The sequence below is a fragment of the Agrobacterium sp. NPDC090283 genome, assembly GCF_044769685.1.
GTDB lineage: Bacteria > Pseudomonadota > Alphaproteobacteria > Rhizobiales > Rhizobiaceae > Agrobacterium.
The window spans coordinates 180,430-201,220 of record NZ_JBIVYG010000009.1 but is presented as its reverse complement, the minus strand read 5'-3'; the positions used below and the strand labels follow the sequence as shown (position 1 = coordinate 201,220).

The window sequence follows — 20,791 nt, the reverse complement described above, 5'->3', positions numbered from 1 at the left end:
AGTGCAGCCGGGGGATTTCTATGGTTAATGCAAGGTAATGAAAACTAAGTTCAGTTTAGCTTTCGTTTGCGTTTTTCCGTGATTGGTTTCAATCGCTTGAGTCGGGGATGTTTTTCGTCGGAATTGCGATGACGAGGACCGAAAAGTGCAATCTTTGTGCATTGATGACCGGTCGAACCGGGGGGAGCGCTGGATAAAAGTGCATCTCTGGTTGCTGCAAAACGGGGCATGAAAACTGACGGAAGCGCAATGCACATTCGAGACAAGCTGCATCGCGCAGAGGCGGTGAAGTTGAACTTTCCGCAGGGTCCTGCGTTTGCGCTTTATTGCTAAAACGGATGGCTGAGCTCATGAATTTTCCGGATGATATGGAACTGGCCGTCGCTCTCTATATGGCGGACAACGCCTTGCCCCGGGACAGGGCGATTGAAAAGCTCATGAGGGTGGAGCTTGAAAACACTGGGCATCTGCCGGGTGGTGATGGTCGGCCGCGCGAAATCATCGATGGGCAACCAAGCGCGGCCTATGTGCAATATAGCTCCTACCTGGATGGGGATAGCTGAGAAGCGGCGGAACCAAAGCGGACGAGGCCTGTTTATGGCGCAGATAATTGTGCCAGAATATGAGCCCCATGTTTCCAAGATCATTTCTTCTCGCAGTCGCGCTTGCCACCATGACGGGCTTGCCGACAGTTGCCCAAACTTTCGAGGTCAGCACGCTTGCGGTTTCCAAAGCCGATAGCACCCCAGCTCCGCCAAAGGCCATCGCCCCGAACTACATTACCGACGTGTCCGGGAAAAAAGTCCGTCTTGTCGGGCCGCAGTTTTATCCGGACAGTGCGCGGGCGCTGGAATTTCCTGGCCGAAGGTCGAGCCCGCTTGCATCGGGCAGCGAAGAGACCCTGTCGCAACGGTGAGGGCACGTATTGCGACGATCGACATCTGACAATGGGGGTGGCATGAGAGCTGAGGGGGAGATTAACCGACACAAAGCGGATGCGGAAAGCTGGGTAAGGCAGGAACGACAGGATGCCGAAAAGGCCAGTTTTCCCGAATTATTCTTCGATCTGGTCTTCGTTTTCGCGCTGATCCAGCTCTCCCACGCGCTGGCCAAGGATTTTGGGCCGACGGCGGCGCTTGAGGCCGGCATATTGATATTGTCGCTTTGGTGGTTGTGGATACATACGACCTGGATCACAAACCTGCTGAACACCGAAATGGAGCCAGTCAGGCTTTTGCTATTCGTCCTGATGTTCGGGGGCGTTCTGCTGGCCATTGCGCTGCCGGAGGCATTTGCGGAGCAGGGCCTTGTCTTCGCCCTGATCTACAGCGCCATGCAGGTCGGCCGAAGCCTGTTCGCCCTCTATGCCTTCAGGGGCGAAGACCGCCCGTCTTTTCTGGTGTTCGTGCGCGTGACGATCTGGCTCGTCATATCGAGCCTGTTCTGGATCGCCGGTGGGCTCGTCGATCTGGCGGATCGCATTCTCCTGTGGGGCATCGCGCTCGCAATCGAATATGCCGGCCCCGCCTGCCGTTATGTCGTGCCGGGCGTGGCCTCGAGCGACGAGGACAGGCTGCATCTTTCCGGGGAGCATCTGGCGGAGCGATGTGCGCTCTTCGTCATCATCTGCCTGGGGGAAACGATCCTGACCACGGGGCGCACGGCCACGGAATATATGAATTCGGGTCTGACATTCGTCGTCTTCTGTTCGGCTTTCGTCAGCACCGTCGCCATGTGGTGGATTTATTTCCATCACGGCCAGGAAGGAGCTTCGAGAAAAGCCGAGAATGCCGAAGAAAAGGCGAAGATCGCCCATAATCTTTTTAATTACGGGCATTTGCCTATCGTGGCCGGTATCATCCTGACGGCGGTGGGTGAGGATTTCAGCCTCTCCCATGCGCGTGATGGCGCAACGATGCGGGAAGCGATCCCCATTCTCGGCGGTCCGGTCCTGTTTCTGGCCGGTAATATCGGCGTCAAAATTGCCACCGCCTATCAGCGACCGGTTTCGCATTTCGCCGGTGCCGCGGCCCTCTGCCTGTTTTTGCCGGTGCCGGGTATCCCGCTTTTCGTGCTGCAACTGGCAAGCACGGGAATTCTTCTGCTCGTCGCCTTTTGGGAATATTGGGCGCTGAAAAAAGCCGTCACCAATGCCTGACGGTTAATCAGGCATTGGCCAGATTACGCGCCCTGTCGTTCCAGAGCCGGAGGCTGCGCGCATAGGCTTCCTCAAAGGGAAGGGTCATATCGTTGACCAGCATCAGCGCGATGGCCGTCGTGGAAATGATAATGATCTCGGCCCTTTCGTCCCTTGCGGCACCCGTCCAGACCGCCCGCCAATATTCGAAGGTAGTGAACATGGTCGGCATTTCGGCGGGCGGTGTTTCGCGTGCGGGAATGATGAACTCTACGTCTCTGCCCTCTGAAAGACCGAAAATCCGGGTACTGCGAAATGGCGTGTATTGCGCGAAATCGCGTGTATTGCCGAGAATGGCGAGGTTTTCCACCGAAAGCAGCCGCGCCGTATCGCGGTGAAGTTCCTGATAGGACGGGCGAGCGACACCAATGATGGTGCTTCTGGCACGAAGCGGATTGAGAAGATGCACGACCGTATTCAGCGGCAGGCGCATCTCCAGAATGTCGTATAGGCCGAGCAGGCTCTGAAATTGCAAGGACAGGCCACCGATCGGCAGATAGGCGATACGTTCCGAGGCTGTGGCTTTCGCCGCCTGCGAAAGCGAGTGGCAAAGGGGAATGCCGCAGGCCTGCGCGGCAAGTTCAAGCTTGCCGCCGTTTTCGCCCTGTCCCACATGGCCGTGCAGCAGCACGCTGTATCCCGCCATGGCGACAAGACGTGCGGAATGGAGGAACCATGGGGCGTCGCGATGTTTTGGCGACATATAAGCCGGCCAATCGAGATCCGCCGATGCAGGCGCCTGCTGGCCCCTTTCTATATGTTGCCACATCGCCTCGATGAAACCGGCAAGCTCCGCCGCAGTCACGCCGCGATAATGCATGGTGGCGAGCAGTGCCCCGATCTGTATCGGGTCGGCATCGCCATCGAGAATGATCGAGAGCGCATCCATGGCTTCCACCTGGCTGAGCGGGCGGCTGTTGCCGATGCCCATCGCCGAGGTCGCGATATATTTGGCAAGCCTCTGCTGCGGATCGGCATTGTGACCGATGCGCGCGAGACGGTCGGCGATGTTTTCCGGTGTCGGTTGACCTTCGAGAAGAACGCTGGGGCGAAGCGAGAGCGGTGGTGCTTTCATCAGAACCGGCCGCTCCCAGCCGCTTACACTGGTAGCGGCCGGGGTTGCGGGTTTTTCCTGCGAATAGTCGATCAGGTTTTCGGCCTCCGCTGCGAGCGAACGGATGCGCAGCCGCATGTTTTCAGCAAAGGGGGTGGGACGCAGGCCCTGACCGGTGCGCAGAAAAAGCTGGTCGCCGTATTTTTCGCGGAGCTGCTGCAATATCCGGCTCATGGAAGATGTCGGCAGTCCCATGCCCGCCGCAGCGCGGCTGACACTGCCTTCCCGCAACAAGGCATCGAAAGCGACAAGTAGTTTCAGCTGTCCAAGCCTGTCGGGTTTTGCCGTGGAGACTGGTTCATCTTTTCTCTTGCCGGTTGTCATCTTGCGATTTTTTTACTCCGCCGCTCGTCCGGGGAGCCCTTTTTGCAATTTCTGGAATTTAGAACTGTTCGAAAACAAACGCGTTGCACCTGCCCTCCCTCCTAAATAAGTGGGGTTAAATTCTCAAGTTAAATGCGGGGGCATAACATGGAATTGAAGTACCGCGGCCAGAACAGGACCGTGACAATAATAAAGGCCGGTGTTTCGGCAGCAATGGCGGGCACCGCTCTTGGTCTTGCTCTGCCGGCTTTCGCGCAGCAAGCATCTGGAGATAACACTGTTCTTCAGCAGATCGTCGTCACTGCATCCGGCTTCGAGCAGAATGTGAAGGACGCACCGGCCAGCATCACGGTGGTGACGCGGGAGGATCTGGAAAAAGGCTCTTACCGCGATCTGACCGATGCCCTGCGGGAAGTGCAGGGTGTGTCCGTCACCGGCATTGCCAATGAAAAGGATATTTTCATTCGCGGCCTGCCCGGCGCTTACACGCTGGTTCTGGTTGATGGGAAGCGGCAGAGCACGCGTGACGCCCGCACCAATGGCAATTCCGGCTTCGAACAGAGCTTCGTGCCGCCGGTCTCGGCAATCGAGCGCATCGAGGTCGTGCGCGGCCCGATGTCATCGCTTTACGGTTCGGATGCCATGGGCGGCGTCATCAACATCATCACCCGCAAGGTCGGCGATGTCTGGTCCGGCTCCGTCACCACCGAGGGCACGGTCCAGCAGCATTCCAAGTTCGGCAATAGCGGCCAGGTTTCCTGGTATGCGAACGGGCCGATCCTGAAGGATCAGCTCGGTCTGCAGCTCTGGGGCAGGGGTTTCACGCGGGGCGAAGACCGTATTCTGAACGGCACCACGGGCGCCAAGGAATATGATTTCAACGGCCGCCTGACGTTTACGCCGAATGAAGACCACGACATCTATCTGGAAGGCGGCAAGACCCGCCTGCGCCGCGACGCCGAACCCGGCGATACGCTGGCGGCGACGGATGCCAATGGCACCTACAACACCAATACGCGTGATCACTGGTCGCTGTCGCATACTGGCCGCTGGGGACCGACCACGTCCGAATTCTCGTTCCAGCAGGAATGGGCGGAGCGCACCAACTTCACCAGAAACATCCGAACCGGCAGGGTGACGGAAAATCCGCGTTCGCCGGAGGTCCGCAACACCGTCCTCGACGGCAAGTTCACCACGCCGTTCGAACTATTCGGCAACCATACGCTGGTGACCGGCGGGCAATATTTCGAGGCGCGGCTGACGGACCAGAATCCGGGCCGCCGCACCGGCCTCGACGAAACCTTTTCCGCAACGCAATGGGCGCTTTTCGTCGAGGATGAATGGCGCATCGTTGATAATTTTGCGCTGACGGGCGGTCTCCGTCTCGATAATCACGAGAAATACGGCAATCATTTCAGCCCGCGGCTTTATGGTGTCTGGAGCGCCACCGATGAGCTGACGATCAAAGGTGGCGTTTCCACCGGTTTCCGCGCTCCTGAAATCCGCCAGATCGCGCCGGGTTACGCCTATACCACGGGTGGTGGCGGTTGCAGCTATGGGCCGAGCGGCACCTGCGGCGTGATCATCGGCGATCCCAATCTCGAAGCGGAAAAGAGCACGAGCTATGAAGTGGCTGCCCTTTGGGACAATGGCGACGTCGCCCTCGGCGCCACCTATTTCTACACCGATTTCAAGGACAAGATTTCCAACGCGCTGGTGCTCAACCCGGATGGGACGCCGGCCCGCTGGAGCGAGGACCGCAACTATCGTCTCTGGTATAATTACAACATCGACGATGCGGTCATTCAGGGCGTGGAACTGACGGCGACCTGGTATGCGACGCCGGAACTGACGCTGCGCGGCAACTACACCTATACGCATTCCGAACAGAAGACCGGCGATTATGAAGGTTTCCCGCTGGCGCGGACACCTGAACATATGGCCAATCTGCGCGGTGACTGGGTAACCCCGATCGATGGGCTGGAAGCATGGGCTTCGCTGAATTACCACGGATCGGAAATCAATGCCGGCCCGCGCATCGGCACCAACGGTACGCCGGTGACGATCAACGGCAAGGCCGGACGGAAATATGACGCCTACACCACGCTGGATATCGGCGCGAAATATGCGGTCGCTGAAAATGTCGACCTCAATGCCGCCGTCTATAATGTCTTCGACAAGGATGTCGGCACCGACGACTTCAACACCGTCATGGAAGGCCGCCGTTTCTGGATCAGCATGACGGCGAAGTTCTGATTGCGCCATCCTCGCCGAATTTCAGGGGCGCCCACCGGGCGCCTCTTTTTTTTGACCATTCGCCTATTGACCTCAACTATAGTTGAGGAATTATACCGGCTGCTCTTCAACGCGTTTTCGCATTTCCCGCGCGGAAATCGTTCCGGAAGCAGGAGCCAGAATGGAAAATACCATATTCAAACACAGCCTCTCGGTGGGCGATGTCGCGCGCCGCAGCGGTATTGCCGTTTCCACCATCCATTTTTATGAGGCGAAGGGGCTGATCGAAGGCTGGCGCACCGCCGGCAACCAGCGTCGTTATCACCGCGCTGTCCTGCGGCGCATCGCCATCATTCGCATTGCGCAGCGCGCCGGCATCCAGCTCAGCATCATCAGGGACGCGATGGCGGATCTGCCGCAGGACCGGGTGGCGACGACGGCGGACTGGCGCAGGTTCTCACAGTCCTGGCGGGAAATGCTCCAGACTCGCATCAACAATCTGGTGATGTTGCGAGATCAGCTGACCGGCTGCATCGGCTGCGGTTGCCTGTCGCTGGATGATTGTCCGCTGCGCAATCCGAACGATGTTCTGGCCGATGACGGCGCCGGGCCGCGCCGCCTCGTCTCCGCAGAATGAGCGTCTGTCCGTGCTGAGACGGACACCTCCTATTCAGAATCGGCGGAAACCCAGACGCTGACGCTGCCGCCATTTGTCGGGAAGGTGCCTTTGCCGCTTTCATCAAGCGTTATCCGTTCTTCCCGGTGACCGAGAAAATCGCGCCAGACCGATCCCGCACGCTCCGGGCCAAGGTCGGCCTGCTTTTCGCCCGGTTCGCCGTTCGACATCACCACCACGCAGCCCGCCGCATCGGCGGTGCCGTGGCGGATAAAGGCGACGCAGCTGGCATCGTCGAAAATATCCGTCTGGGGACCGTTGGCAAAGCGGCTGCGGGCCTCGATGAGCTTCGGCAGGCATTCGATGGCGGGCATATCGATCTTGTATTCGTTGCCGTCATTGCCGGTGTCGGTATAACCGGTGCCGAACAGATCGGGATAAAAGACGCAGGGAACGCCTTCTTCGCGCAACAGGATGATCGCGTAGGCGAGAGGTTTGAACCAGGGTTCCACCGGCGCTTTGAGCGATTGCAGCGGCTGCGTGTCGTGATTGTCGACCAGCGTGACGGCATGGTCGGGAACGGCAGAGACGAGCGAGCCATCGAAGATGCTGCGCATATCGAAATCGCCGCCCTGTTTCGAAGCATCATGAAAACTATGGTGAAGGGCGACGTCGAAAAGCATCAGCTGCTTGTCGACCAGCTCCAGATAACTTTTCAGCGCCTCCAGATCGGGGTGCCAATATTCCGCGACCACAAAAAGATCGGGATCGACAGTCTCACGCACATGCCCGACCCAATCTCGGAAGAACCACGCCGGAATATGTTTGGCGGCGTCGAGACGGAAGCCGTCCACCTGCACCTGTTCGGACAGCCACCGGCCCCAATATTTGAGTTCCTCATAAACCGCGCGGTTTCTGAACTCGACATCGGCACCCATCAGATAGTCGAAATTGCCGTTTTCCTGATCGACTTCCTCATTCCATTCCCCATCACCATATTCGTTGACGAGGCGGAATATGCCGTCTTCGGTCGGCTCCTCGATGTGGTCGACACCGCTGAAGCACTTGAGGTCCCAGATGAATTTGGAATGTTTGCCGTTGCGGCCGGGAAAGGTGAAGCGCGTATAGGCGAGTGCTGCGAAATCCTCATCGTCGATATCGGTGCGGTCTTCGGGATTGACGCGGCGGACCCGCACCTTTTCCTTCTCGTCGGCACCCATCTTGTGATTGAGAACCACGTCGTGAATGACACGGATGCCATTCTCTTTCAGCGTCTTGCCCGCATGTTCGAGGGCGCCGCGATCACCGTATTTGGTCGCGACCGTGCCCTTCTGGTCGAATTCGCCGAGGTCGAAGAGATCGTAGGTATCGTACCCCACCGAATAACCGCCGGCGGCGCCCTTGTAGGCGGGCGGCAGCCAGACGTCGGTGATGCCCATTTTGGCAAGGCTTTCGGCCTTTTCGGCCACCTCGCTCCATAATTTCCCTCCGTCCGGATAATACCAATGGAAGAATTGAAGCAAGGTGCGTCCAGCCATATTTCCCTCACGATGGTTAGCAGGTCGCGCCATAAACGGCCCGGCGGCGAAAGGGTTCCGCCGCCGGTGCCGCGCGATCTGCAATTGTGAGGCCGGTATGCCGGCAGTATATTAGCCGGCTATATCGATAAGGGCTGCTCCCGCCTGCAGGTAATCGCCTTCCTTGACGATCAGGCGAACCTTGCCGGCCCGGGTGGCGACAATTTGCGTCTCCATCTTCATGGCTTCCATGACCGCCAGAAGATCGCCTTCGGAAACCGTATCACCGTCCTTCACCTTGAAAGATTGCAGTGTGCCGGAAACGGGGGCGGTGATTTCGCCTTCCTTTTTCTCGACCGCGGCACTAGGCGCGGATGCATTGCCACCGCTGACGGAGCCGAGGCTGGAGAGCAGAATGCTTGGCAGGCCGACCGAAACACGCTTGCCGTCGATCTCGAGATAGGTGCGGGTGATCGACGGGTCGTCGGCCGGTGCCGGGCGTTCCATGGCGTCGGGCATGGCGGCGAAATCGGTCTCGATCCAACGGGTGTGAACCTTGAACCCATCAGTGCCGATGAAATCTTCCGTCTCGATCGCGGCGCGGTGGAACGGAAGAACGGTGGCGATGCCCTCGATGCGGAATTCCTTGAGCGCACGGCGGGCACGGCGCAGAACCTGATCGCGGTCAACACCGGTGACGATCAACTTCGCCATCAGTGAATCGAAGACACCAGGCACGCTGGAGCCGCTGACGACGCCGCTATCCATGCGAATGCCGGGGCCGGAAGGTGCATCGAAAACCGAGATCGAACCGGGGGTCGGCAGAAAGCCGCGGCCCGGATCTTCGGCATTGATGCGGAATTCCATCGAATGGCCGCGCGGTTGCGGCGTTTCGAGGACCCGCAGCTTTTCGCCTTCAGCAATACGAAACTGCTCGATGACGAGATCGATGCCGGTGGTTTCCTCGGTAACTGGGTGCTCCACCTGCAGGCGGGTATTGACCTCGAGGAAGGAAATCGTGCCATCGACGCCGAGCAGGAATTCGACGGTGCCGGCGCCGGAATAACCGGCTGCGGCGCAGATCGCCTTGGCAGCCGCATGGATTTTCTGGCGCTGTTCATCCGACAGGAACGGGGCGGGTGCCTCTTCGATCAGCTTCTGGTTCCGGCGCTGCAGCGAGCAGTCGCGGGTGCCGAGGACAAGTACATTGCCGTGCTTGTCAGCGATAACCTGCGCCTCGATATGACGCGGCCGGTCGAGGAAGCGTTCCAGAAAACACTCGCCGCGGCCGAAGGCAGCCGTTGCCTCGCGCACGGCGGATTCATAGAGATCGGCGATCTCCTCCATCTTCCATGCGACTTTCAGCCCGCGGCCACCGCCGCCATGGGCCGCCTTGATGGCGACGGGCAAGCCGTGCTGTTCGGCAAAGGCGGTGACTTCGGCGGCGGAAGAGACGGGGCCATCGCTGCCGGCGACCAGTGGCGCGCCGACACCGGTGGCGATGCGCCGTGCCTCGACCTTGTCGCCCAGTGCCTCGATGACTTGAGGATCGGGGCCGATCCAGATCAGTCCCGCATCAAGAACAGCCTGGGCAAATTCGGCGCGTTCGGACAGGAAGCCATAACCGGGATGCACGGCATCCGCGCCGGCGCGTTTGGCAATCGCGATCAGCTTGGTGATATCGAGATAGGTCTCGGCGGGCCGCACGCCCTCCAGCGCATAGGCCTCATCCGCCAGCCGGACGAAAAGCGCGTCCTGATCGGGGTCGGCATAAACGGCGACCGATTGCAGGCCGTAATCGCGACAGGCGCGGATGATGCGCACCGCGATCTCGCCGCGATTGGCAATCAGCACTTTTTTCATCGCTCTTCTCCTCCGAATTCTGTGTTCTTGGCCACGATTTCGGCAAAGGGGCCGATCGGGCGGAATTTGATTTTGGCGTTGACCGGGATTTGCCCGGCAAGATCGAGATGATATTCCGCCACCGCGCCGATGACGGGATAACCGCCGGTCAGCGGGTGATCGGCAAGGAAAAGAACCGGCTGGCCGCTATGGGGAATCTGGATCGCCCCTGTCGCGGTGCCTTCGCTCGGCAATTCGGCGCTGTCCCTGCGCTCCACCGGCACCTCGCCGGCAAGGCGAATGCCGACGCGGTTCGATTGCGGGGTGACCTGCCAGAGCTGGCCGGTCAGCGTCTCGATACCTTTTTGCGTAAACCAGTCGGTGCGGGGCCCGAGAACGACGTCCAGTGTCACGACGTCGCCGGTTGCCGGCGGCTCAAAGGCTGGAATCTCGCCGATCGATACGCTGGAAAGACCAGACTTTTCGCCCTTAAGCGGCAGGATGGCACCTGCACCCACCGGATCGGGGCCGACGACAGCCAGCGTATCCGTCGCAAAACTGCCGAGCACCGGCTCGATATCGAACCCGCCACGGACGGCAAGATAACAGCGCATGCCCTTCGGCGGCTGGCCAAAAGTGACCACGTCACCGACCTCAAGGGCGACCGGGCCATGGGTCTTTACCGCGAAACTGCGATCCGCCGTCCTGATCGTGACGGGGCAGGGCGCGCCGGTTATGCCGATGACGGCGCGGCTTGCGCTTTTGAAAGAAAAGCCGCCGAGCGTCAGTTCAAGACATGGCGTATTGACCGGATTGCCGACGATGCGGTTTGCAGCGTTGAACGCGCCGCGATCCAGCGCGCCGGAGGCGGAAACGCCCTGACCGGTCTGGCCGAAGCGGCCGAGATCCTGGAAGATGGCGGGCATCGGCGCTGCGAGCACCTCGAAATGCGAGCCCTCTTTTGTCGGTTCTTTCCGGCGCGGTGCCGGGGCAGGGATATCAACCGTTCTGCCGGCCTTGTCCATGTCGAAGAAACGCACCCGGTACCCCGGCTGGAACAGCGCGCCGGGGTCGCGGTCTATATCCCACATCTTCACCGGCGTGGTGCCGATGATCTGCCAGCCGCCGGGGCTGTTTTGCGGATAGACACCGCTGAAGGCGCCGGCCAGCGCCACGGAACCTGCGGGAATGCGGGTGCGTGGGCTTTGTCGGCGCGGCACATGCAGAGCCGGATCGCCGCCGACCAGATAACCGAAACCGGGGGCGAAACCGCAGAAGGCGACGGTAAACTCGCTTTCGGTATGGCCGCGGATGACCTCTTCGACGCTCATGCCGGTCAGTTCCGCGACGTCGGCGAGATCCTCACCGTTGTAGTGGACGGGGATTTCCACGAGATTGTCGGAAGGTGCGATCCTTGCCGAGAGATCGCGGCTTGCAAGCTGCGCGGCGAGCATCTCCGCGCCGATCTTTTCGGGGCGGAAACGGATCATCAGGGTGCGGGCAGCCGGCACCGTTTCTTCGATGCCCTCGATGGGATCACTCTGAAGCGAGGCGAACAGCGCCAGCGTTTCATCGAGATCGGCGAGTTCGACAAGAATGGTCGTGAGGCTGACGGGAAGAAAACGCATCATATCCTCACGCGTGATAGGCGGAATCGGGAATATCGGTGATGAACATATGGCCTGGTGCATGGGTGATGGCAAAGGGTACGCCGGATGCCATGACCGCGGCCTGTGGGGTCACACCGCAGGCCCAGAATACCGGCACCTCGCCCGGTTCGATCCGCACCGCATCGCCGAAATCAGGTTTGGCAAGATCGGAAATGCCGATCTCTTCGGGAGCGCCGACATGCACGGGGGCACCGTGCACCGCCGGAAAACGCCCGGAAATCGTGGCCGCGTCGGCCACCCGCGACGCCGGGATCGGCCGCATGGAAACGACCATGTTGCCCTTCAGCCGCCCGGCCGGGCGGCAGGGCCGGTTGGTGAGATACATCGGCACATTGCTTTTATCCGTCATGTGGCGGATTTCGATACCCGCTTCCACCATCGGCGTTTCGAAGGTGAAGCTGCAGCCGATCAGGAAGGCGACGAGATCGTCACGCTCGGCCCAGGCGGCCGTTGCATCCGCGGTTTCTTCGACGAGCTTACCGTCGCGCCAGATGCGGTAAAGCGGCAGGTCGATTCTCAGATCAGCGCCGGGCGCCAGAAGCGTTGTCGCAGAGCCGGGGTCTGACACATCCAGCATCGGGCAGGGTTTGGGGTTGCGCTGGGCATAAAGCAGGAAATCGAAGGCCCAGTCACGCGGCAGCACGATCATGTTCGCCTGCGTAAAGCCGGGCGCTATGCCGGAAGTTGGGGCGATGAGGCCGTTACGATAGGTCGCGCGGGCCTTTCGCGCGGCCTCCGGGTCCGTGTGGTTGAGATAGGATGTCGGTATCGTCATCGGCTACCCTTTCAGCGATCGGATGCAAAGGAGCGGATTGCGATACCATCAGCCTCGAAACGGCGGCGGATTTCCTGGGCGATGGCGACCGCGCCGGGGCTGTCGCCATGCACGCAGATGGATTGCGCCTCGATTTTTATGATGCTGCCATCGATGGCCTCCAGCGTGCCTTCGCGGGCAAGCTGCACCATGCGATCGGCGATTTTCGCCGCGTCATGCAGCACGGCACCGGCTTCCCGGCGGGAAACGAGCTGGCCTTCGGGCGTATAGGCGCGATCGGCAAAGGCTTCGGCAACGACGGCGAGACCCGACTTGCGGGCGAGATCAAGGATGGGCGCGTTGGCAAGGCCCATCAATACCAGCGAAGGGTCGACGGCCTTGATGCCGTCGATCACGGCCTGCCCCTGTTTGGCATCATTGGCGATGCGATTGTAAAGCGCGCCGTGCGGCTTGACATAACGCACCGTGGTTCCGGCCGCGGCGGCGACACCTTTCAGCGCGCCGATCTGATAGATGACATCGGCGATCAGTTCTTCCGAGGTCGCGTCCAGATCGCGGCGGCCAAAGCCGACGCGGTCCGGATAGGAGACATGGGCGCCGACGACCACGCCTTTTTCGGCAGCGGCCTTGACGGTGCGGTAGATGCCGGCCGGGTCGCCGGCGTGAAATCCGCAGGCGATGTTGGCACTGGAAACGATGGCGAGCATCGCTTCGTCATCGCCCATGCGCCACGCGCCGTAGCTTTCGCCAAGATCGCTGTTGAGATCGATAGTGGCCATGTTTGCCTCCCTCTAATTTTATCAGTAGCCGAGCAGGGCAAAGATCGCGCCCGCCGACTTATAGGCCATATACCAGGTGAGTGCGCAGGTCAGCACGCCAAGCACCAGCAGCCAGCGCGGGTAATGATATCCGTGCATCAGATCAGCGCGTTTCCAGGCCGCATACATGAAGATCGAAAGGCCGATTGGCAGAACGAGACCGTTGAGGCCGCCGACGAAGACGAGCATGGCTGCAGGCGGTGTGGTGATGATGATATAGGCGATAAGCGAGATGGCGATGAAGCCAACCGTTGCCAGATTACGCTGGCGCTCCGTTATGTCAGGCTTGAAAGCCGTCAGGAACGACACGGATGTATAGGCCGCACCGATGATGCTTGTCATGGCCGAGGCGAGGAAAACCGCGCCGAACAGGCGGAAGCCGATATCGCCGGCGGCGGCATGAAAAGCCTGGCCGGCGGGGTTTGCCGCCTTGCCCGAGAGATCGATGACCACGCCGCTGGCGACAACACCGAGGATGGCAAGGAACAGGATGTAGCGCAATACGCCGGTGATGGCGATGCCGCTCAACGCCGCGCGATTGACCGCGCTGATATTTTCAACGCCCACCATGCCCTTGTCCAGCAGGCGATGCGCGCCGGCATAGGTGATGTAGCCGCCGACCGTGCCGCCGACGATGGTGGTGATGGTGACGAAATCGATGGTGTCGGGCAGGAAGGTCTGGTGGAAGGCTTCCGCTACCGGCGGGCCGGAGACATATGCCGCATAAAGGATCAGCGCCAGTTTGACGAAGGCTGCGACGAAAACCACGCGGTCCATGGCGATGCCTGCGCGACGGGACAGGAAGATACCGATGGCTGCCAGTGCGCCGATCGCGCCGCCGATCTTCGGATCGAGATCGATCATGGCGTTGAAGCCGAGGCCGGCGCCGCCGATATTGCCGATGTTGAAGAACAGGCCGCCGATGATGACGAGAATGGCGAGCAGATAACCCGAGCCCGGAATGGCGGCATTAGCAATCGCCGGCGCCCGCATGCGGGTGATGGTGACGATGCGCCAGATATTGGCCTGAACGACGAAGTCGATCAGGATGGAAATAATGATGGCAAATGCGAAGGCGGCACCCAGTTTCACCGTGAAATTTGCAGTCTGCGTGATGAAGCCCGGCCCGACGGCCGACATCGACATCAGGAACATTGCCGAAAGCAAGGCATAACGTTGATTTTTCGCCTTGCGCGCAACCTCATTCGGGTCGGCGGGCGAGAGCTTTTGTTGCTCCATGGATTTTCTCCGCTCCTGTCGCAATCCGCCCCTCGCGGATGCTTTATGCGGTCGATCTTGTCCTGTTCTGCGAAATTGTCAATATTGTTCAACAATAAATAATAATCGTTCTCCTATTCTGTCTATTTGTTGGACGTTATGCGCATGAATTCATCACGTTTTTTTCGTGCTTTGCTAATGCTTTGTGCTATGGGCAATCATGCCGTGTCCGAACATGCCTGTCACGGAATTCCCGATGCTGCATTGCTCTTAAGGAAAGGAGCGCCATGACCGAAACGATAGAGGGTCTGCCGCTTGCGGATCGATTGGCCAAGGGTATCCGCACCCTGCTGATATCAGGCGAGTTGATGCCGGGGCAGCGCCTTTCGGAGGCAGCCTTCAGCGAACGTTTCGACGTTTCCCGCAATTCGCTGCGCGAAGCCTTCCGGCTGCTGACCAAGGACGGGCTTCTGCGCCATGAGGCCAATCGCGGCGTGTTCGTCGCCGTTCCCACCATGTCCTCGGTCATCGATATTTATCGGGTGCGACGCATGGTGGAATGCGGTGCGTTACGACAGGCCTGGCACAAGCATCCCGCGATCAAGACGATGCGGGCGGCGGTCGAGGATGCCAAGATCAAGCGTGAAGATGCCGACTGGCTGGGTGTGGGCAGCGCCAACATGAAATTTCATGCTGCCGTCGTCGATCTTCTCGACAGCGCTCGCCTCAGCGATTTTTATGAGCGCATCGCCGCTGAACTCAGGCTTTGTTTCGGGCTGCTGAAAGATCCCGAACAGCTTCATTCCCCCTTTGTCGACATGAACAGCAAGATCCTGTCGCTGATGGAGGAGGGGAAGGCGCAAGAGGCGGGCGATGAGATGGAAATCTATCTCAATCTGTCCGAGCGGACGGTTCTGAAGGCGCTTGAACGGGCCGTTGAACACGCCTCCTGACATGACGGGCAGCAAGGGAGAAAGCGGCCCTTGCGGCTCCCTTCATTTTTTGCTGGCGCAGCCGATTGCCAAGTTTGCTGCGCTGCGTCATCAATGTTGACATGACGCTTCGCGACCTGACCATTCTCGTAATAGACGAAAACGCGATCCGCGCCTCCATCATCGAGGAGGGGCTGCGCGAGGCTGGTTATCAGCGTGTCACGGTCATCCATGAAGTAAACGGGGTAGCGCGCACCATCGATACGCTGCAGCCTGATGTCATCTTCATCGATCTTGAAAATCCCAACCGCGACATGATGGAGCATCTCTTCCAGCTTACCCGAACGGTCGGCCGGCCTATCGCCATGTTTGTCGATCGTTCCGACACGGCTTCCATCGAGGCAGCCGTCGAGGCGGGCGTTTCCGCCTATGTGGTGGACGGGCTGAAGAAAGAGCGGGTCAAGCCCATTCTCGATATGGCGGTCAGCCGCTTCAATGCCTTCAGCCGTTTGCAGCGGGAACTCGCAGAAGCCAAATCGGCTCTTGAGGAACGCAAGGTCATCGAGCGCGCCAAGGGCATTCTGATGAAGATGCGCGGTCTTTCCGAAGAGGAAGCCTTTGCGCTCTTGCGGCAGACAGCGATGAACGAGAAAAAGAAGATTTCCGAGATCGCGCAAAGCGTGGTCACCGCGGCCGGCCTGTTGATGTGACAAAGGCCAGTCGGACAGTGTGGAGTGTATGAATATGGCACCGGAAAAAACGGCCGGATCAGACGGCGGAGTAACGCAAGCCCCGGGCGCACCGGCAATCGTCGGCAGCGACCGGCAGAAAATCCTGCGTGCCGGCTTTATACCCCTTGTCGACGCATCCGTCCTGATTGCCGCGGCTGAATTCGGTTTCGCCGAACGCGAGGGCCTGTCGCTCGATCTCGTCAAGGATGTCTCCTGGGCGAATGTGCGCGACCGGCTGGCGTTTCGACAATTCGATATCGCTCATATGCTGTCGCCGATGCCCGTCGCATCGATGCTCGGGCTCGGCTCCAACCCGTCGCCGACGATCACGCCTTTTTCGCTCGGACGCGGCGGCAATGCGATCACGCTTTCGACCCGGCTGTTTGCGCGCATGAAGGCTTTGACCGGGCTTTCCGAAACGGCGGGAGCGCTGGAAAACGCTGAGGCGTTGAAGCGCGTGCTCGGTGATATGCGCGCCCGCGGCGAGCCGCCGCCGACGCTCGGCATGACCTATCCCTTTTCGTCGCATAATTACGAATTTCGCTATTGGCTCGCCGCCGGCGGCATTCACCCCGATCACGACGTCAAGCTTGTGGTGGTACCGCCGCCGTTGACGTCGGATGCGCTTGCCGCAGGGGCCATTGACGGTTTCTGCGTCGGAGCGCCGTGGAACATCGTCGCCGCGGAGCGCGGTGTCGGCCGGATCGTTGCGGCCAAGCAGGATTTGTGGCCTTCCGCGCCGGAAAAGGTCATCGGCATGCGACCCGAATGGGCGGAAAACCAGCAGGAAACGGTCGGACGGCTGTTGACGGCGCTCGATGCCGCCGCGCGCTGGTGCGACCTTGCCGAAAATCACGATGATCTCAGCGCAGCACTTGCCGATCCCCGTTATATCGGCGCGCCGCAAGGCATCATTCGCCGTGTGCTTGCCGGTGAATTCAGCATCGACAGCCAAGGCAATCGCCGGGTGATCGACAATTATTTCATCTTCCACGGCGGCCACGCCAATTATCCGCGCCAGAGTCAGGCATTGTGGATCTACAGCCAGATGATCCGCTGGGGGCAGGCGGAATTTTCCGAGGCCGGTGTGGAGGCCGCCCTGTCTGCCTACCGACCGGATATTTATCGGGAGGCGCTGGGCGAGGCCAATGCACCTGATGATGCCGATATTCGTATCGAAGGACAGCAAGAGCAAGACCGTTTCGTGGACGGTCTCGTATTCGATCCCGCCGATATTGCAGGCTATGTGAACGGTTTTTCCGTGCGCACCGCTGCGCCCTTTCCTCCAGCTTCAGGAGAGGCATGAGCGGCGTCGTGCCTCGCAGGCTGCGCAAATTTCAAGCGCGGAATTCTTTCTTTTGCACAAATGGAAGACAAGAAACGCGCTGATTAAAATTTAATCATAAGTTTGATTTTCAAAAATACTCTTTTATTTTCAATATTATAATCCAGTCTCCATAAATTGGCACGCCTCTTGCTTCTTCCTGGTTGCACCGGTCAACGGCGATCGGGGCAAGCAGGGCGCGGCATAGGCGCTTTCAGAAGACACAGACGTCGCAAGGTTTTGCTGCCCGGAACACCTCCCGTTCCGCCGGCGCAAACACCGAGCGGCGTTTTTTTATTTTCAGGTTTTTCGCAAGCGAAAACGTCACCCGCAGAGGTGGCCCAATAAGGGGAACATGCGAATGAAAAAGATATTCTCCGGCGCTGTCAGCCGCCGCACGATATTGAAGACGACAGCCACCGCAGCCCTTGTCAGCGCTGTGCGCGTGGCCTTTCCATCCGGCGCTTTCGCGGCCACTGCGGAACCGGAAGTAAAAGGCGCGAAACTGGGCTTCATCGCACTCACCGATGCCGCACCACTCATCATCGCCGCTGAAAAGGGGCTGTTCGCCAAGCACGGCATGCCTGATGTCGAGGTTCTGAAGCAGGCCTCCTGGGGCGCGACGCGCGACAATCTCGTGCTCGGCGGCGCATCGAACGGCATCGATGGCGCGCATATTCTGACGCCGATGCCGTATCTGATGCATACCGGCAAGGTGACCCAGAACAATGTGCCGGTGCCGATGACAATCCTCGCCCGCCTCAATCTCGACAGCCAGGGTATTTCCGTCGCCAAGGAATATGCCGAAACCGGCGTTCAGCTCGATGCTTCCAGGCTGAAGGCGGCTTTTGAGAAAAAGAAGGCCGAAGGCAAGGAAATCAAGGCCGCCATGACCTTCCCCGGCGGCACGCATGATCTCTGGATCCGCTATTGGCTGGCCGCCGGCGGTATCGATCCGGACAAGGATGTCTCCACCATCGTCGTTCCGCCGCCGCAGATGGTCGCCAATATGAAGGTCGGCAATATGGACGTCTTCTGTGTGGGCGAACCGTGGAACGAACAGCTCGTCAATCAGGGCATCGGTTTCACCGCCTGTACCACCGGCGAACTCTGGAAGGGCCATCCGGAAAAGGCGCTCGGCATGCGCGCCGACTGGGTGGAAAAGAACCCCAACGCCACCAAGGCGCTGCTGATGGCTGTCATGGAGGCGCAGATGTGGTGCGACGAGATGGCGAACAAGGAGGAGATGTCCGCCATCCTCGGCAAACGCCAATGGTTCAACGTGCCGCCGAAGGATGTGCTTGGCCGCCTGAAGGGCAATATCAATTACGGCAACGGCCGCATGCTCGAAAATACCGGACTGCAGATGAAGTTCTGGCAGGACCACGCTTCCTATCCCTTCCACAGCCATGACAGCTGGTTCATCGCGGAAAATATCCGCTGGGGCAAATTCGCGCCCGATACGGATGTGAAGGCGCTGGTGGAAAAGGTAAACCGCGAGGATATCTGGCGCGCAGCCGCCAAGGATCTCGGCGTTGCCGATCTTCCCGCCTCTACGTCACGCGGCAAGGAAACCTTCTTCGACGGCAAGGTCTTCGACCCTGAAAACCCGTCCGCCTATCTCGAAAGCCTGTCCATCAAGGCGGCCTCCTGAGGAGGAGACCCGGGGTGTCGCCCTTCATCCGCCGGTCGCACCGCCCAACCGGCGCGATTGAAGACCGGATGAGGGGCGAGCCCCAGACTGCAACCGAAATCAAAAGGAAATGCCCATGTCCGCATTGGCCCGAAAATTCAACGAAGAACCGCAGCAGCCGGCGGCGCAGAAGGCAAACGTCGTGTCGCTTGCGACGAAACAGTCGCCGCGGATCGACCTGCGCAAATGGGGTGCGGCGGCGGCCCGCAACATCATCCCGCCTTTTATCGTTCTCGCCATTCTGCTTGGCGTTTGGCAATTGCTCTGTTCCGCCCCCGGCGCATCCCTTCCGCCGCCGAGCCAGGTTTTCGAGGAGAGCTACGATCTCATTGTATCGCCGTTCTTCCATAACGGGTCGCAGGATATCGGGCTTGGCCTGCGTGTTCTGGTCTCGCTCGAACGGGTGGCTTACGGTTTCGGCCTCGCCGCCATTGCCGGCATCATCCTCGGTGCGGTGATCGGCCAGTCGGTCTGGGCCATGCGCGGCCTCGATCCGATCTTCCAGGTGCTGCGCACCGTGCCGCCGCTCGCCTGGCTGCCGCTTTCGCTGGCCGCCTTTCAGGATAGCAATCCGTCGGCCATTTTCGTGATCTTCATCACCTCCATCTGGCCGGTCATCATCAACACGGCGGTCGGAGTGCGCAATATTCCGCAGGATTACCGCAACGTGGCGAAAGTGCTGCGGCTCAACCAGCTCGAATTTTTCTTCAAGATCATGCTGCCATCGGCGGCACCCTACATCTTCACCGGCCTGCGCATCGGTGTCGGCCTTTCGTGGCTTGCGATCGTTGCAGCGGAAATGCTGACCGGCGGCGTCGGCATCGGTTTCTTCATCTGGGATGCGTGGAACTCCTCGCGTCTGCCCGACATCATCGTGGCACTCGCCTATATCGGCGTCGTCGGCTTCATGCTCGACAAGCTGGTGGCGGCGCTCGGCAAGGTCATCACCCGCGGCGCTGCGGCGAACTGAGAGGGCCCAAATTATGAACGCTTATCTGAAGCTCGATCATATCGACAAATATTTCGACAAGGGCGGCTCCCGCGCCGAGGTGCTGAAAGGTATCAACCTCACCATCGAAAAAGGCGAATTCGTCTCCGTCATCGGCCATTCCGGCTGTGGCAAGTCCACCATGCTCAACCTCATCGCCGGGTTGACGAAGGTTTCGGCCGGTGCCGTGCTGCTGGAAAACCGCGAGGTCAACGAGCCGGGTCCGGAGCGCGCTGTCGTGTTCCAGAACCACAGCCTGCTGCCGTGGCTTTCGGTCTATGAAAACGTCAATCTTGCCGTCGACAAGGTGTTTCGCAACACCAAGACCCGGGCCGAGAGGCACGACTGGGTGATGCGCAATCTCGACCTCGTGCAGATGGCCCATGCGAAGGACAAGAAGCCGTCCGAAATTTCCGGTGGCATGAAACAGCGCGTCGGCATTGCCCGGGCGCTCGCGATGGAGCCGAAAATCCTGCTGCTGGACGAGCCTTTCGGGGCGCTCGACGCGCTGACCCGCGCTCACCTCCAGGACGCCGTGATGGAAATCCACGCCCGGCTCGGCAACACCATGGTGATGATCACCCACGATGTCGATGAAGCGGTGCTGCTCTCCGACCGTATCGTGATGATGACCAACGGCCCCGCCGCCCATATCGGCGAAGTGCTGGAGGTGCCGTTGGCCCGTCCGCGCAACCGCATCGAGCTTGCATCCGACAAGACCTACCTCAAATGCCGCGAGGCCGTGCTGAAGTTCCTTTACGAACGTCACCGCTTCGTCGAAGCCGCGGAGTAATCAC

19 protein-coding genes are annotated in these 20,791 nt (G+C 59.8%); 11 read left to right on the top strand and 8 right to left on the bottom strand.

Annotated features, from left to right (window positions below; all coding sequences use genetic code 11):
• Positions 1-88: 88 nt before the first annotated feature.
• Positions 89-352 (bottom strand): hypothetical protein, encoded by a 264-nt coding sequence (locus ACIQUH_RS15430; protein WP_400816550.1) that lies wholly within the window; start codon positions 350-352, stop codon positions 89-91.
• On the opposite strand from ACIQUH_RS15430, the gene ACIQUH_RS15425 reads away from it, so the two are divergent.
• From ACIQUH_RS15425 to ACIQUH_RS15415, 3 genes are all read left to right on the top strand, one after another.
• Complete coding sequence (locus tag ACIQUH_RS15425) at positions 351-563, top strand: hypothetical protein (RefSeq protein ID WP_400816548.1); 213 nt, start codon at positions 351-353, stop codon at positions 561-563. The genes ACIQUH_RS15430 and ACIQUH_RS15425 overlap by 2 nt on opposite strands.
• 68 nt (positions 564-631) lie before the next feature.
• Positions 632-916 carry a hypothetical protein gene (locus ACIQUH_RS15420; protein WP_400816546.1) on the top strand — a complete coding sequence of 95 codons (285 nt, stop codon included), beginning with the start codon at positions 632-634 and terminating at the stop codon, positions 914-916.
• Positions 917-958: 42 nt separating this feature from the next.
• Positions 959-2,158, top strand: coding sequence for a low temperature requirement protein A (locus tag ACIQUH_RS15415; protein WP_400816544.1), 1,200 nt, complete (start codon positions 959-961; stop codon positions 2,156-2,158).
• A gap of 7 nt (positions 2,159-2,165) precedes the next feature.
• Here ACIQUH_RS15415 and ACIQUH_RS15410 read toward each other — a convergent pair whose 3' ends face one another.
• Complete coding sequence (locus tag ACIQUH_RS15410) at positions 2,166-3,635, bottom strand: glycosyl transferase family protein (protein WP_400816542.1); 1,470 nt, start codon at positions 3,633-3,635, stop codon at positions 2,166-2,168.
• Between the two features lie 147 nt (positions 3,636-3,782).
• Here ACIQUH_RS15410 and ACIQUH_RS15405 point away from each other — a divergent pair, with 147 nt between their 5' ends.
• Together ACIQUH_RS15405 and soxR are read left to right on the top strand one after the other, a co-directional pair.
• Positions 3,783-5,891, top strand: a complete 2,109-nt coding sequence (locus tag ACIQUH_RS15405; protein ID WP_400816540.1) for a TonB-dependent receptor domain-containing protein — start codon at positions 3,783-3,785, stop codon at positions 5,889-5,891.
• 160 nt (positions 5,892-6,051) lie between these two features.
• Positions 6,052-6,507 carry a redox-sensitive transcriptional activator SoxR gene (gene soxR, locus ACIQUH_RS15400; protein WP_080828920.1) on the top strand — a complete coding sequence of 152 codons (456 nt, stop codon included), beginning with the start codon at positions 6,052-6,054 and terminating at the stop codon, positions 6,505-6,507.
• 29 nt (positions 6,508-6,536) lie between these two features.
• Here soxR and amyA read toward each other — a convergent pair whose 3' ends face one another.
• The 6 genes from amyA to ACIQUH_RS15370 form a co-directional block, all read right to left on the bottom strand.
• Positions 6,537-8,024, bottom strand: a complete 1,488-nt coding sequence (gene amyA / locus ACIQUH_RS15395) for an alpha-amylase (protein ID WP_400816537.1) — start codon at positions 8,022-8,024, stop codon at positions 6,537-6,539.
• A gap of 111 nt (positions 8,025-8,135) precedes the next feature.
• Positions 8,136-9,866, bottom strand: a complete 1,731-nt coding sequence (locus ACIQUH_RS15390) for a biotin carboxylase N-terminal domain-containing protein (RefSeq protein ID WP_400816535.1) — start codon at positions 9,864-9,866, stop codon at positions 8,136-8,138.
• The gene (locus tag ACIQUH_RS15385; protein WP_400816533.1) at positions 9,863-11,473 is read right to left on the bottom strand and encodes a 5-oxoprolinase/urea amidolyase family protein; all 1,611 of its coding nucleotides are present in this window, start codon (positions 11,471-11,473) and stop codon (positions 9,863-9,865) included. The genes ACIQUH_RS15390 and ACIQUH_RS15385 overlap by 4 nt, the downstream gene beginning before the upstream one ends.
• A 7-nt stretch (positions 11,474-11,480) precedes the next feature.
• Positions 11,481-12,290, bottom strand: a complete 810-nt coding sequence (locus ACIQUH_RS15380) for a putative hydro-lyase (RefSeq protein ID WP_400816531.1) — start codon at positions 12,288-12,290, stop codon at positions 11,481-11,483.
• A gap of 11 nt (positions 12,291-12,301) precedes the next feature.
• The gene (locus ACIQUH_RS15375) at positions 12,302-13,069 is read right to left on the bottom strand and encodes a LamB/YcsF family protein (RefSeq protein ID WP_400816529.1); all 768 of its coding nucleotides are present in this window, start codon (positions 13,067-13,069) and stop codon (positions 12,302-12,304) included.
• 21 nt (positions 13,070-13,090) lie between these two features.
• A complete protein-coding gene (locus ACIQUH_RS15370; RefSeq protein WP_400816527.1) occupies positions 13,091-14,347 on the bottom strand; it encodes an NRAMP family divalent metal transporter in 1,257 nt (418 codons plus the stop codon).
• A gap of 266 nt (positions 14,348-14,613) precedes the next feature.
• Between ACIQUH_RS15370 and ACIQUH_RS15365 the strand changes: the two genes are divergently transcribed.
• From ACIQUH_RS15365 to ACIQUH_RS15340, 6 genes are all read left to right on the top strand, one after another.
• Entirely contained in the window at positions 14,614-15,279 is a 666-nt protein-coding gene (locus ACIQUH_RS15365) for a GntR family transcriptional regulator (RefSeq protein WP_400816525.1), read from the top strand.
• 101 nt (positions 15,280-15,380) lie between these two features.
• A complete protein-coding gene (locus tag ACIQUH_RS15360) occupies positions 15,381-15,968 on the top strand; it encodes an ANTAR domain-containing response regulator (protein WP_400816523.1) in 588 nt (195 codons plus the stop codon).
• A 34-nt stretch (positions 15,969-16,002) separates the two neighbouring features.
• On the top strand, positions 16,003-17,295 hold the full coding sequence (locus ACIQUH_RS15355) for a CmpA/NrtA family ABC transporter substrate-binding protein (RefSeq protein WP_400816521.1): 1,293 nt from the start codon (positions 16,003-16,005) through the stop codon (positions 17,293-17,295).
• A 379-nt stretch (positions 17,296-17,674) separates the two neighbouring features.
• Positions 17,675-18,967: a CmpA/NrtA family ABC transporter substrate-binding protein gene (locus ACIQUH_RS15350; protein ID WP_400816519.1), complete on the top strand. Its 1,293-nt coding sequence runs from the start codon at positions 17,675-17,677 to the stop codon at positions 18,965-18,967.
• A 115-nt stretch (positions 18,968-19,082) separates the two neighbouring features.
• Positions 19,083-19,976: a nitrate ABC transporter permease gene (gene ntrB, locus ACIQUH_RS15345; protein ID WP_400816517.1), complete on the top strand. Its 894-nt coding sequence runs from the start codon at positions 19,083-19,085 to the stop codon at positions 19,974-19,976.
• 13 nt (positions 19,977-19,989) lie between these two features.
• Positions 19,990-20,787, top strand: a complete 798-nt coding sequence (locus ACIQUH_RS15340) for an ABC transporter ATP-binding protein (protein ID WP_400816515.1) — start codon at positions 19,990-19,992, stop codon at positions 20,785-20,787.
• The last annotated feature ends 4 nt before the right edge of the window (positions 20,788-20,791 follow it).

Coding starts and splice junctions, on each gene's coding strand:
- ACIQUH_RS15405 (WP_400816540.1), top strand. CDS start 3,783: ATGGAATTGAAGTACCGCGGCCAGAACAGGACCGTGACAATAATAAAG.
- ACIQUH_RS15390 (WP_400816535.1), bottom strand. CDS start 9,866: ATGAAAAAAGTGCTGATTGCCAATCGCGGCGAGATCGCGGTGCGCATC.
- ACIQUH_RS15355 (WP_400816521.1), top strand. CDS start 16,003: ATGGCACCGGAAAAAACGGCCGGATCAGACGGCGGAGTAACGCAAGCC.
- ACIQUH_RS15380 (WP_400816531.1), bottom strand. CDS start 12,290: ATGACGATACCGACATCCTATCTCAACCACACGGACCCGGAGGCCGCG.
- ACIQUH_RS15370 (WP_400816527.1), bottom strand. CDS start 14,347: ATGGAGCAACAAAAGCTCTCGCCCGCCGACCCGAATGAGGTTGCGCGC.
- ACIQUH_RS15420 (WP_400816546.1), top strand. CDS start 632: ATGTTTCCAAGATCATTTCTTCTCGCAGTCGCGCTTGCCACCATGACG.
- soxR (WP_080828920.1), top strand. CDS start 6,052: ATGGAAAATACCATATTCAAACACAGCCTCTCGGTGGGCGATGTCGCG.
- ACIQUH_RS15360 (WP_400816523.1), top strand. CDS start 15,381: ATGACGCTTCGCGACCTGACCATTCTCGTAATAGACGAAAACGCGATC.
- ACIQUH_RS15425 (WP_400816548.1), top strand. CDS start 351: ATGAATTTTCCGGATGATATGGAACTGGCCGTCGCTCTCTATATGGCG.
- ACIQUH_RS15340 (WP_400816515.1), top strand. CDS start 19,990: ATGAACGCTTATCTGAAGCTCGATCATATCGACAAATATTTCGACAAG.
- ACIQUH_RS15375 (WP_400816529.1), bottom strand. CDS start 13,069: ATGGCCACTATCGATCTCAACAGCGATCTTGGCGAAAGCTACGGCGCG.
- ACIQUH_RS15350 (WP_400816519.1), top strand. CDS start 17,675: ATGAAAAAGATATTCTCCGGCGCTGTCAGCCGCCGCACGATATTGAAG.
- ACIQUH_RS15410 (WP_400816542.1), bottom strand. CDS start 3,635: ATGACAACCGGCAAGAGAAAAGATGAACCAGTCTCCACGGCAAAACCC.
- ACIQUH_RS15385 (WP_400816533.1), bottom strand. CDS start 11,473: ATGCGTTTTCTTCCCGTCAGCCTCACGACCATTCTTGTCGAACTCGCC.
- ACIQUH_RS15415 (WP_400816544.1), top strand. CDS start 959: ATGAGAGCTGAGGGGGAGATTAACCGACACAAAGCGGATGCGGAAAGC.
- ACIQUH_RS15430 (WP_400816550.1), bottom strand. CDS start 352: ATGAGCTCAGCCATCCGTTTTAGCAATAAAGCGCAAACGCAGGACCCT.
- ntrB (WP_400816517.1), top strand. CDS start 19,083: ATGTCCGCATTGGCCCGAAAATTCAACGAAGAACCGCAGCAGCCGGCG.
- ACIQUH_RS15365 (WP_400816525.1), top strand. CDS start 14,614: ATGACCGAAACGATAGAGGGTCTGCCGCTTGCGGATCGATTGGCCAAG.
- amyA (WP_400816537.1), bottom strand. CDS start 8,024: ATGGCTGGACGCACCTTGCTTCAATTCTTCCATTGGTATTATCCGGAC.